Genomic DNA, 12,389 nt, shown 5'->3' on the forward strand with positions numbered 1-12,389 from the left:
TTTAATGCTGATTTTATGCGCATTAGCTCCCGTTTTTGCTTGTTACATTTTGTTACGCTTTGACACATCAAGTAAGACCAGGCTCCTATTGTAAAGACAGGGCGATACTCGTAAGGTTGGATGATAGAAAAAGGAGCTTTCATGTCACACCAAGCGTTTGTTCTTACAAGAAATAGCCATGCTGAAAGCATTAAAAATAAAAGCGGTCACGAGCGTTTTCTGGCTATTCTTTCTTCTTGCGGCTTCACTATCACAACGGGTGCCATTCATCCGCCGCGCAGCGTACTCAACAGTACCCATATTTTCTTTATCGACGCAGAATATTGTAACCCTCAGGCTATGTTGAAACTCCCTGTCGTTAACGATTACCCCGAGCTTAACAAAGTCATTTTTAACGCCCCTGAAGATAATGTAGACTTCCACCTCGATGTACTGAAAAAAGGAATAAATGGTATTTTTCACACGCACGATAACTTAGAGCTTATCGTAAGAGGTGTGCAGCAAGTTCAAACGGGTAACAAATGGTTTAGCCGAGAGATAATGAGCCGATATATAGATGCTAATTTGGCGGCAAAAACGAAGTCCGTTACACCGCTTCAAATCACATCGTCAGTGCTTACCAAACGAGAAATGGCTATAACGCAAAAGATTGCGGAAGGTGCACAAAATCAAGAAATTGCTGACAACTTCCATATCAGTGTAAACACGGTAAAAACCCATGTTTACAGTATTTTTAGAAAAACAGACTGTAGGAATCGGGTAGAACTGATTAAATGGTTTGATAACCAGTACCGTCAAATTCAACCAGTAAATTACTGATGGTAAGAAAAAGCGCCATTTGAAAAATTACAAAATGGCGCTATGCGGCGAGCCTTCTAGTATATCTAGCTTAGGTTTTTGCTCGCCACACTCCTTTTTCCATGCCTTGAACAACAAGTTCAGCAACCGCTTTTTCTATGCTTTGTTTCACACATTCAAACATAGGCTCATTGGTGGTGTAGCCCGTCTCTGCCTCTAATAAACGCTTTAATGAAACATAGCGAAACAGACCAGCACGCACCTCTTGGCTTAGCACTTTTTTCGACGTGGAGACCGAAACCAAAATTTGTCCGGTTCTTACATCAACGGCTCTCATGTAAATTGAGATAAGATCTTCTCGAAACAATTCACTCGTGCCTATACCAAAGTACTCTACACCCGCTCCGCCTGTTCTTATATTGGTGTCGTAGCTAATAATGCCACCTTCGATAATAATTCGCGCAGTGGTTAGAGGAGGCAGTTCGGCGCTATTTTTGTCGTCAGCGCGAATAATTTTTCGTTCGGTTAATACATTCTGTAGCCCTTCCCGCTCAACGGGTAAAAACCACGAGGTTTCACTTAAGGTTTGTACCAAAATTGAGGTTGCGCCTTGGGTAACCGCAGTAGAGAAGGAACTTGCGCCTGAACTAGGTTTATATTGCCCTGTTTGATCGCGAAACGCATAAACCGACACCGGTATTTGTCCCATTGGCTGGGGTAAACTTTTGACTTCTGACAGTGTTTCACTGTCTTTGATAATTGCCGCAGCAGTGGCGTCGGGCGGCAGTGTATTTTTGATTGCCTGACATCCTGACATCATTAATGCAATCACTAGTATTACGGTACTTCTCATGTGCATCCCTACCCAAACCGTGGAATTTCGACAACGGTAACTTCACCTGTTAGCAAGTTCGTAATATTGACAATAATACTGTCGGGATTACTAGTAATAAGCTCTACTTGAAAATCTCCGCTTACAAACAAGCTGTCTTGGTCAAATATGCTCGGTATTGGGTTGCCATCGTCATCAAGCTCTTGCTCACCAAAAGCTAAATCAGTTATTTCGCGAACAATGCGGTTGATGTACGCACGTTCCAATGATTCTTGTAGCCGTTCGTCGTAAGTTCTTTCATTTATTGGCGCTGAATGTGCATTTTGCGAGTTGGCTTTACTCAACAAAAACGCCCCATTTAAGGGGTTTCCACCAAACGAAGGGTTAATTGGTTCATACACCAACTCTGTAGCAAATACAGCGGTAGATAGCAGTGTACTGCCGACCACAACTGCTGCGGCGTTAATTGTTTTTCTCATCAAAATTCATCCCCTGCTAAATCTGGACTTCGACTGTCCACATTTGCATTTGCGACTGCATCAAGCACCAAAACAATGGCTTGCTGGACCTTTTCATCCATTGGTACTTGCCTTCTTCCCATGTATGTTTGATACACCACTTTGTTGTCGTAGATTATTGAAAGCAACGTGCCTGCCTGAGGGACAATAACCTCTTTGACTATCAGATTTTTACCCGAACTATCAGGCACCTCTCGCCAATATTGACCAATTTTTGAAGCGAACTCGTGTCCTTGGCGGCTTATGCTGTTGTCGAGCAATAGCCCACCAAGATGAATTTCATCGGCGAAGGCGGTGTAAAAAAAGCGTGCGCCCACAAAACGCACGCAAAACCAAAGGAAATAAACTTCATTGCAATACTAAAGGCCGAGATCACTCGGCCCACACTGCTTTACATTTGAACAACAGTAGCGACATTATAGTCACCCACTTGTGTAACGCTGATTGTGCCACCGTTACCTGAGATGCTGCCTGTCACTAAGTTATCATTGCCCATTTGCGTTACTTCAAAAGTATTTGAATTACCGCTTATAGCAAATTGACCACCTGCGTCACTTGTTACCCAGTTACCCGCACCTTCTTGCATGATGCTGATAGTGTTCTCTTCACCATTAACCAGTAAATCGAGCAAGTTAAGGTCGCCACTCTGCTCAACATTGATTGAGTTGAAGTCAGTTGTCATATCACTTGCTAATTCAACAGAGGCCGTATTTTCAATACCGTCTTGTGACATTTCAATCGCATTGCCATCAGCAATATTGGTTGCTTCACCAATTCCTGCTTGTGCTAGTGCTAAGTTGCCATCACCTGACTGTTCAATCTCTACCGTGTTGAACACACCGTTGAAGTTAACCGTGCTAATTTCGTTGTTATTACCTACCTGAGTGAGTTCAAATTCATTAAACAAACCGATAACGCCTGCGTAGGCAACGTTTTCATCACCAACTTGGTTAATTTCAAAAGAATTGGAAATACCGTCAACGGTTTCGATAGTAGCAAGGTTTAAGTCGCCAATTTGGTCTACATTTACTTCGTTAGTAGAACCTTCGAAAATGCTAGGTTGTGATCTCATTCGAGTTACCATCTTGCTCAAACTCAATCTCATTTCCGTCGCCGACTAAGCTCCAGTTAACCGCGTTTTGATCACCATTTTGATCAATCTCAATTTCATTTTCAGTTCCAATAACAGACGCAATATCGGTTACGTTGTAGTAACCATCCTGAACGATTTCGATTTCATTTAAGTCGCTAAGTCAAGTCGCGTACATATGACTCGTGCCACTCGCCAACCTGCTCTACAGAAATGCTGTTATCATCACCTTCAATACTATTATTGGCCCAGTTGCCACCATCGCCTTGATAAATAGACATGGTGTTGCCGCTACCTGACACGGTATTAATTGAACGGTTAAAGAAGAAACCTAAAGGTCCGCCATCGCCTAGCTGTGTAAGAGATAATGCGTTATCGTCGCCTTCTACGACAAATTCAGCGGCGCTTTGTACACTATCCTGCTCAGCCTCGATGAGGTTTCCGCTACCCGTAACGTCTGCCAGGAATGCATTGCCAGTTTGCATTTGTGAGACCATTACTTCGTTAGCATCTCCCATAACGCTAACAACCATTGCATTTTGGTCGCCTTCTTGGCTTAGAATTGATTCGTTACCCACATCGCTGCCCACTAAGCGCCGTTTGTGTTAGTGAAATGCTATTTCCCTCACTAGGCTGCAACAAAATCGACAGATGCGTTCAATTCAACATTTTTACTGCTTGGTACTTCCTGCGCAGCAGCAAAACCCGCCGTAGCAGCAAGTAGTAATGCGCTCGCTATTTTTGTTTTTTTCATTTTCACTTCATGTCTCCCCATGGCGTCCACATCATTGTTGGTATTGAGTGATGTTGACTACCATCTCGTTCCCTATTTGGTAAACAGTAAAGGCCTGTTCACCCAATTGATTAACATTAGCAACGTTATCAAACCCGTCTTGGACAATCTCAAAGTAGTTGTTGTCGTTTTGCTGTACCAAGTTCACAACGTTGCCTTCACCAAATTGCATGATGTTTGCGCCATTGTTGCTACCTGCTTGTACAACTTGAGAGAGATTTGATGCGTTACCGCTTTGGATAATGTTAGTTATGTTATTTAACCCAAACTGGCTGACTGAAATGAAGACCGTTTCATTGTCGACAGCGATAGCGCGGGCATTCAGACTCATTGAGAGAGAAGATTCCACCATGTCTGAACTTGTTGCTAAATCGGGGCTTTGTGCTTGGGCAGGTATGCTTGCAGTGCCTAAGGTAGTGCCGATAAGTAGCGCACAAACCGCAAAGCGATTTGCTTGGCGACTACAAAAACACTGACATACCTTTACTGCTAACGTCTTGTCCATAAGCGCAACGACTTCCTCGTGATAACAACAAAATTGACTCGTCTATATCACTCTTTCTGGGAAGGGGAATCCATCACCAATAAGTTGTATTTATGACGGATGTATTATCTGTTGCTAACAGAAAATCAGCAGCTTATCGTTTTTTCATCATACCTAAGTACTAGTTTTGAACAAAAAGTATACGCAAAAAAATTTAAAGGTAAGACCACATGAAGTTCGCTCCCTGATAATGAATTAGTACTAGTTTCTAACTCAAAATAATTAATCTCTCATCGAATAGTAGTATTTTAGAGATAATTGCTGGCACTCATTTTTAATTGAGTTATAAGTTTTAACCGTTAGTTATATCAGACCGAACCGAGAAGATTTCGTAATTGTACCTTTTGTTCTAATTATGGAATCTAAAAATGAAAACAAAGCCTCTTAAAACAGGTCTTTCCGCATTATCTGTGGCGCTCTTACCGCTGTTTACTGCGGGAAATGCCCATGCATCAAAAGCAGAAATCTTCGATGACAGCGTCATTGTTGTTTACAAAGAAAATGCCAGCAGAGAAGCAAAAGCGCGTGCACGTTCATCTGTAGGTGCGCAAATTAGTGACGTCAATCGCGATGAAATAGACGACCGCTTTTCCAATATTCTAGACGGTCGAATTGCTAAGCTACAGCTAAGCGGTAGATCGGTGAAAGATGCTATCGAGATTTTGAGCCGCAATCCTTCGGTGAAAATTGCAGAGCCAAACTACCTCTATCGTAAGGCACTTATTCCAGATGACCCTTCTTACGGTGACTTGTGGGGCTTGAACAATACAGGCCAAGCTGGCGGTACCGACGATGTTGATATTGATGCACCTGAAGCGTGGGATATTACTACTGGTGACAGTGATGTAGTTATTGGTGTTATCGACACGGGCGTTGACTATAACCACGAAGACTTAGCAGATAATGCATGGGTTAACCCTGGCGAAATAGCGGGTAATGGCATAGACGATGACGGTAACGGTTACATCGATGATGTATACGGCATCGACACGGCTAACGCCGATACAGACCCAATGGATGATGACTCACATGGTACTCACGTCGCTGGCACCATAGGCGCAGTTGGCGGCAATGGCATTGGCGTAGTTGGCGTCAACCATGAAGTATCTATTGCTGCGTGTAAGTTTTTAGGTGCTGATGGCACAGGCTCTACCGCTGGTGCCATTGAATGTATCGACTACTTCACTGACCTGAAGGTTAATCGCGGTGTTAATGTAAAAGCAACCAACAATAGTTGGGGCGGCGGCGGCTACAGTGAAGCGCTAGAAACTGCTATTGAAGAGGCAGGCCTGGCAGGTATTCTTTTCGTTGCGGCAGCGGGTAACTCAGGTTCAAACAATGACAATGTGGACAACTACCCTTCTAACTACCAGACCTCAACAAACAGTGTTTTGGCAGTAGCCAGTATTAACCGAAATGATGGTGATAGTGGTTATTCATATGGTGTAGAAACTGTAGACTTAGCGGCACCTGGCACCGCCATCCTTTCAACCGTACCAGGCAATGGCTACGCTGCATTTTCTGGGACTTCAATGGCAACGCCACATGTGGCGGGAGCAGCTGCGCTAGTTTGGTCACTAAACCCTGAATTAACAGCATCAGAAATGAAAGAGTTGCTAATGATGACGGGCGAAACCAGCTTATGGGCTAACGGTCGCACTGCGTCAGGGAATCGACTAAATGTATTAAACGCATTAGAAGAGGCCGACCCAACACCAGGGTTTAAACTAGGCATTACACCAGGTTCTGCGGAAATTACAGCTGGCGAAACGTATTCGTTTGATATTGCTGTGGGCTCAATCGCAGGTTATGAGGAAGAAGTAACACTATCACTAGCCGAACCAAGTGACCTTGCAGCACTAAGCGCAACTTCGGCAATGCCAGGTGATACAGTAACGCTTACCGTTACCACAACAGAAGATACACCTTGGGGGCCTTATAGCTTTACCGTCAATGGTGTGAGTGGTGATATTGAGAAGTCTAAAACGGCAAACTTATACGTTTATCCCGTTGGTCTGAACAATTTCCCATATGACTATTCAGGTGAAGCAGTACCTACATTGCCTAACGAGGATGATCCAGATGATGTTGGTGTAGACTTGGTTATCAATGTTCCTGATGACATTACTGTCTTTGGTATGGAAGCATCCGTTGACATTACGCACACTTACAGCGGTGATATCGTTATTTCTCTTACCTCTCCTCAAGGCACTACCACGGTTCTTCGTCAGAACCAAGGCGGTGCAACTGATGACATTGTAGAGTCGTATAACACTGACGCCTTTAATGGTGAGATTGCGACGGGCGATTGGACGCTAAATGTGCTAGATACGTTTAACGGTGATAATGGTACAGTTAACAACTGGAATGTGGTTATCACTGGTATTGGTGAAGTTGGCCCAACACCGCCTAATGCAGCATTCATGTATGATGTATCGGGTTTAACCGTGAATTTTACCAATGACAGCAGTGACGTTAATGGCGACATCGTGAGCTACAGCTGGGACTTTGGTGATGGTAATACGTCAACAGAAGAAAACCCAACGCATGTGTATGCCGGAACAGGCGCATATGACGTCACATTGTCAGTGACCGACTCGGAAGGTCAAACGAGTACTGTGATGCAAACCGTTTCAGTCTCAGACAGCGATATTGTGGCAGAAATAGACCGCGCGATGTTGTCTCGCTTTGGCTCACTGCGCGTTGACTTGTCTTACAGTGGCTCATTTGCGAATACGGTTATGATCTATCGCAACGGTGAACTACTTGAAGAAGTGAGCAATACAGGTCGCTATCGCGACAGGAGTCGTGGTGTTCAACCTGGCGCATACACTTACATGGTGTGCGATGAAACGTCAGCATGCTCGGCGCCAGTAACGGTTAATCTTTAATCGTGTGAATGCTGCGTTTTTGCGCAGCAACCTTTGAAGTGATTGCCAGCCTAGAGATGGGCTGGCTTTTTTATACGCAAACAAACGGCTCTAAGCCTTTGGCTTATTTAACATAAGCCATTTTAGTCATACACTTACGAGATAATTGGAGCCCGTGTGTAAGTATATGGAAATAGTATTAATTGACGATCATGAAGTAGTACGAGACGGAATAGCTGCCTTGATTGAACAAGAATACGGCTGGCACGTTAAGCATTCCGTTAGCGCTCTTCCTGAACTTCCGTCTTTTGCAATCCTTGATGACATTGATGTAGTGGTTCTTGATATTTCCTTAGCCAACGAATCTGGGTTTGACGTTCTAAAAACCATTAAAAAGCACGCCCCTCACACCAAATGTTTAATGTTAAGCATGTACGATCACGTTGCCTACATAACCAAAGCGCTAGAACTAGGGGCCGATGGATACGTGACTAAAACGGCCGCAACAAAAGAGCTAATGGATGCCCTCGAGGCACTTGAGCGTGATGAAAATTACTTAAGTTCAGATATCAGTAACAAATTGGCCTTTGGTGAAAAGCGGGTCATTGCTCAGCTAACAGAGAGAGAAAAAGAGGTTTTTATTCTTTTAGCCCGAGGGCTTCAACCCAAAGAAATTGCATATAGAATAGATACCGCACCAAAAACTGTCATGGTTCATCGCACCAATATTTATCGTAAGCTAAATACCACATCTCAGTTTGGATTATTAAAAATAGCTCTTGAGACGGGCATGCTCGACGTAGCGGACTTTATGAACGAAGACGCGAATTCACTCTAAAACCAATAGCCATTGTGCATGGCCCCTGCTTCTATAGGATGTATGGAAAAACATTTACACGCCTTCGCTTTAAGTATCAATAACGGTTCTAACACAATTTTATCAATGCGTTACTTCATCTATGGCATTCTATACACGTGCTGTTTTCACGGCGTATGGTTAATAAGTAGTAACTTTGAGACCGTGAGTGACACAGTAAGTTGGTACTTACCAGCTGGCATCAGACTCAGCGCGTTTTTGCTTCTTCCTATACGCAGTTGGCCTGCGTTGCTAGTTAGCGAAAAGCTCACGCATTTAGCTTTATTTCACCCAGGCGGAATACTCGATAATAGTGAATTCATGAGCGGCAGTATTCATTGGTATTTCGTACATTTGCTCATTACCCCTGTATTGTTGTGCGCAGCCGTTTATACATTTAGACGCTATTATCGAAGCCCTTATTTGGACAATGTATCCAGTACGCTTTCGCTGTTGAGCTTTTCGATGATTCTAAGTATCTCATTAGGTTTTATGTTTCTTGGGCGCCGTGCCATAGAATCTGAGATGGGGCTGGTACCATTTTTAGCGACACTATTTGAGTTTTCGCTAGGTGACTTTGTCGGCATTATCGTTTTATTACCCTTTTTCATTACGCTATTCACCAAGCAGTGTTTCAAGCACGACAATCGTCAACTGACCTATATCGTCGTGGGGTGGCTTGCCATACTTATTGCAAGCGCTTATGCCTACACAAATGGAATTAATCTAAGCTATCAACTTAAATACATTGCAGTACTTCCCGCACTTTATCTAGCACATCGGTTTGGTATTTTTGGAAGTTCGTTGTCGTGTTTACTAATAGGGGTGACGGCCTTTACCGTGTCCACGCAGACGTCATTAAACCCGCTTGAACATCAATTTTATATTATCTCGTTGTGTGTAGGTTGCTTGATACTGGGCGCGTCTGTTACCCAAGCTAAAGAAATGACTCACACGTTGGCAAAATCTAATGCTCAAATCCGCGAGAAAAACATGCAGTTAAATAAAGCGGTAAGCAATACGCGCGCGGTAACCGCCATGTTAGTGTCTGTACAGGAAGAAGAACGAAGAAAACTATCTCGAGATTTACATGACGATTTTGGCCATCGCATAGTAGATTTAAAACTACAGCTTTCGCTTAAATCTAAAGACGATTTACCCAGCGTGCTTTCAGACAAAATAGACAATCTCTATTTTGCAATGAAAAAAAGCCTTGGAGGTCTGCGTCCATCTGGTATTGATAACCTCCCTATTGAGTCAGTACTTGAGCGCTCGGAAATTATATCGTCTCTTAACTCGTCGAAGATTGCATATATGATGAATGTGGAGGGCACGCCTGTCGCGTTTGATCATACACAGAAAATACATATTTACAGGATTTTACAGGAAGCGGTCACCAACAGTATCAAGCACGCTAACGCGACGCGTCTTGTTATTGATATTTGCTACTGTAAAGACAGAGCCGTCTTTAGTATTTCTGATAACGGAGTAGGCATACCCTCGCCTTACTTAACCGCCAATAGTCAATATAGGTCTGTAGATTTTTCTATGGGCATTTTATCTATGCACGAGCGTGCTCGAATAATAAATAGTGAACTCTGCATAAAGCAGAACACACCGACCTAACACACGCATTTCTCTGTCTATGCCTCTATAAATAGCGATCCTCAGGTTTTTATGTATGATAAGCACAAGATGTCACAACACTTTTTGGTCGTAAATATGGATTTTAGAACCACCAGCATGTATACGCTATTCAACAACTATCTCAACGTTTCTTACAAAGCATTAGTCACTATGCTTATGTTGCTCTTTGTTTTGAGCGGCTGCGTAAGTACAGAGCATGCTTCTAAGTATCGCTACGAACCTTCCACCACCGCGTTTGAAGATGTAGTAGACGCACAACAGCGTGCGCTAGAAAATGACAAGCTGCTTCTCGTGGTTCTAGGAGCGCAGTGGTGTCATGATAGTACAGGCCTCGCGCAACGGTTTGAGACAAAAGAAATGCAGTCTATATTGATGGCATCTTATGAAACTGTATTTGTTGATGTGGGGCTGCTTGAGGACCGCAGAAATATTACTCAGCGATTCGATTACCCTACCTATTACGCGACCCCGACAGTAATGATAGTAGACCCTGCAACTAGCAGTTTGTTGAATCGCGCGAGCATGGCAATGTGGGGACGTGCCGACAGCGTTGAGTTAGCCCAGTATGTCGATTACTTTTCATCGTTTGCTGGATACACTCAAGCCGAAAAGGCCCCAATGATTGCATGGAAACCAACACCTTTAGAAGCTCAATACAATGCTCAACAAGCCAGTCGTCTCCAAAATGCTTACGATCTTCTAGGGCCGCAACTACAGCGAGATATAAATGGTGCGCCACCTGAGGGATTTTATGAATTTTGGCAAGAAACAAGAGGATACAGAACCGAACTTCAAAGCACGCTAGAAAAACGCGCTGCAAATCAGTTAGAGAACATTGATAATGGAAAAGCAGAGGCACAGGCAGCGCTAGCTTTGCGACACTACCACCCGTTCTCATGGGAGTCTAAATAACTATTTGTTAGAGAGGGCGCGACGCATGACGCGCCAACACGCGCTACTAAACAGTAGCGCGCTGAGGTTTAGACTTGGGGTTATTGTTTCTGTTAGCGGCATCAACTCGCTTTGGCGACGTATTGTTGCTACGACGCTTCAGTCTAGAACGCTGTGATTTAACATTCCCTCGCTCATTTCCCTTGTTAGATTCCACATTACTATTTGACCTACCTGCAGCGTTGGCATTCCCAGACACTCTAGCGTTTTTTGTTTTTTTAGGTTTCTTAGGCTTTTTAGGTTTCGACAAGGTGGTTTCTGGCACTGACTGCTGCGGCTCGAAGCCTTCTAACGTTTCACGTGGTAAAAGTTTCTGAATAAGAGTTTCAATATCCTTAAGGTTCTGCAATTCTTCTGCACACACGAACGACCATGCTTGGCCACTTGCACCTGCTCGCCCTGTCCTACCAATACGATGCACATAGTCTGCTGCTGTATTAGGCAAATCCAAGTTAACTACGATGGGAAGTTCACTAATGTCGATGCCGCGCGCCGCAATATCAGTGGCAACAAGTACTTTAATGTCGCCTTTCTTAAAGTCGGCAAGTGCCTTTGTTCTAGCACCTTGACTCTTGTTACCGTGTATTGCTGCACTTGGGATCTTAGAGCGTGTTAACTTCTCTGCGATACGATTAGCTCCGTGCTTAGTGCGGCTAAAGACGAGTACTTGTTCCCATTTTTTCTGCTTTATCAGGCAAATTAGCGCAGTCGTTTTTTTCGACTTATCAATCGTCACTAAATGCTGTTCAACGGCATCAACCGTCGTGTTTGCTTAGCGCTGTAGAAATACTCACTGGGTTGTGAGTAAGGGTTTGCGCAAGCGCAGTAATTTCAGGTGAAAACGTTGCAGAAAACAATAGGCTTTGTCGCTTTTCAGGCAACAGCTTTAATACTTTTTTAATGTCGTGAATAAAGCCCATGTCCAGCATTCTGTCTGCTTCATCCAAGACCAATACTTCTAATTGAGAAAACTTAACGGCATTTTGTTGATATAAATCTAGTAGACGACCTGGCGTGGCGATAAGAATATCAACGCCTTTTCTCAATTTCATCATTTGAGGGTTAATACCTACCCCACCGAAGACACATGCCGTTTTAAGAGGAACAAACTCACCCAATTGGCGAATGCTTTCCTCAACCTGTGCCGCTAATTCTCGTGTAGGCGTAAGGATTAGCGCTCGTACATTGTTAGCAGAGACGTTATTCCCCTGCATAAGTTTGTGCAATATTGGAAGTCCGAAGCCAGCTGTTTTACCCGTACCTGTTTGCGCCGCAGCCAGTACGTCATGTCCTTCTAACACCACAGGAATCGCTTTTTCTTGTATTGGCGATGGCGTAGAAAAACCACGCTTTTCAATAGCTTTTAACAGCGGCTCAGCAAGCCCAAGCTGGGTAAATGACATTAACTAACTCCTAGAATAGCGATTTAAGGCTCGGCAACGCTCTTGCGCTGTAAGTCCTTGGTCTTGATACATTGTTTTCAAATGAAA

The 12,389-nt window shown here is 43.7% G+C and carries 13 protein-coding genes and 1 pseudogene; 5 read left to right on the forward strand and 9 right to left on the reverse strand.

Annotation, left to right across the window (positions count from 1 at the left end; genetic code table 11):
• Window positions 1-141 precede the first annotated feature (141 nt).
• The gene (locus V6N89_RS17530) at window positions 142-819 is read left to right on the forward strand and encodes a helix-turn-helix transcriptional regulator (RefSeq protein ID WP_338518705.1); all 678 of its coding nucleotides are present in this window, start codon (window positions 142-144) and stop codon (window positions 817-819) included.
• Between the two features lie 70 nt (window positions 820-889).
• On the opposite strand, the gene V6N89_RS17535 is transcribed toward V6N89_RS17530, so the two are convergent.
• From V6N89_RS17535 to V6N89_RS17570, 8 genes are all read right to left on the reverse strand, one after another.
• Window positions 890-1,651, reverse strand: a complete 762-nt coding sequence (locus V6N89_RS17535) for a CsgG/HfaB family protein (RefSeq protein WP_338518706.1) — start codon at window positions 1,649-1,651, stop codon at window positions 890-892.
• A gap of 8 nt (window positions 1,652-1,659) precedes the next feature.
• Entirely contained in the window at window positions 1,660-2,109 is a 450-nt protein-coding gene (locus V6N89_RS17540; protein ID WP_338518707.1) for a curli assembly protein CsgF, read from the reverse strand.
• Window positions 2,109-2,465 (reverse strand): CsgE family curli-type amyloid fiber assembly protein, encoded by a 357-nt coding sequence (locus tag V6N89_RS17545; RefSeq protein WP_346993033.1) that lies wholly within the window; start codon window positions 2,463-2,465, stop codon window positions 2,109-2,111. The genes V6N89_RS17540 and V6N89_RS17545 overlap by 1 nt, the downstream gene beginning before the upstream one ends.
• Window positions 2,466-2,539: 74 nt before the next feature.
• Window positions 2,540-3,220: a hypothetical protein gene (locus V6N89_RS17550; RefSeq protein WP_346993034.1), complete on the reverse strand. Its 681-nt coding sequence runs from the start codon at window positions 3,218-3,220 to the stop codon at window positions 2,540-2,542.
• On the reverse strand, window positions 3,204-3,383 hold the full coding sequence (locus tag V6N89_RS17555; protein ID WP_346993815.1) for a hypothetical protein: 180 nt from the start codon (window positions 3,381-3,383) through the stop codon (window positions 3,204-3,206). The genes V6N89_RS17550 and V6N89_RS17555 overlap by 17 nt, the downstream gene beginning before the upstream one ends.
• Before the next feature lie 13 nt (window positions 3,384-3,396).
• A complete protein-coding gene (locus V6N89_RS17560; RefSeq protein WP_346993035.1) occupies window positions 3,397-3,816 on the reverse strand; it encodes a hypothetical protein in 420 nt (139 codons plus the stop codon).
• Window positions 3,817-3,866: 50 nt separating this feature from the next.
• Complete coding sequence (locus V6N89_RS17565; RefSeq protein ID WP_338518711.1) at window positions 3,867-3,992, reverse strand: hypothetical protein; 126 nt, start codon at window positions 3,990-3,992, stop codon at window positions 3,867-3,869.
• 31 nt (window positions 3,993-4,023) lie between these two features.
• Entirely contained in the window at window positions 4,024-4,536 is a 513-nt protein-coding gene (locus tag V6N89_RS17570; protein WP_338518712.1) for a curlin subunit CsgB, read from the reverse strand.
• Window positions 4,537-4,943: 407 nt separating this feature from the next.
• On the opposite strand from V6N89_RS17570, the gene V6N89_RS17575 reads away from it, so the two are divergent.
• The 4 genes from V6N89_RS17575 (at window position 4,944) to V6N89_RS17590 (ending at window position 10,860) form a co-directional block, all read left to right on the forward strand.
• The gene (locus V6N89_RS17575; protein ID WP_338518713.1) at window positions 4,944-7,466 is read left to right on the forward strand and encodes a S8 family serine peptidase; all 2,523 of its coding nucleotides are present in this window, start codon (window positions 4,944-4,946) and stop codon (window positions 7,464-7,466) included.
• Window positions 7,467-7,632: 166 nt separating this feature from the next.
• On the forward strand, window positions 7,633-8,283 hold the full coding sequence (locus tag V6N89_RS17580) for a response regulator transcription factor (RefSeq protein ID WP_338518714.1): 651 nt from the start codon (window positions 7,633-7,635) through the stop codon (window positions 8,281-8,283).
• 42 nt (window positions 8,284-8,325) lie between these two features.
• The gene (locus V6N89_RS17585; RefSeq protein ID WP_338518715.1) at window positions 8,326-9,927 is read left to right on the forward strand and encodes an MASE1 domain-containing protein; all 1,602 of its coding nucleotides are present in this window, start codon (window positions 8,326-8,328) and stop codon (window positions 9,925-9,927) included.
• A gap of 96 nt (window positions 9,928-10,023) precedes the next feature.
• Window positions 10,024-10,860: a thioredoxin family protein gene (locus tag V6N89_RS17590; protein WP_346993036.1), complete on the forward strand. Its 837-nt coding sequence runs from the start codon at window positions 10,024-10,026 to the stop codon at window positions 10,858-10,860.
• 46 nt (window positions 10,861-10,906) lie between these two features.
• Here the strand turns inward: V6N89_RS17590 and V6N89_RS17595 are convergent.
• Window positions 10,907-12,302 (reverse strand): annotated as a pseudogene (locus V6N89_RS17595) (DEAD/DEAH box helicase).
• Window positions 12,303-12,389: the final 87 nt, after the last annotated feature.

Source organism: Alteromonas gracilis (genome assembly GCF_036870955.2).
Classification (GTDB): Bacteria; Pseudomonadota; Gammaproteobacteria; order Enterobacterales; family Alteromonadaceae; genus Alteromonas; species Alteromonas gracilis_A.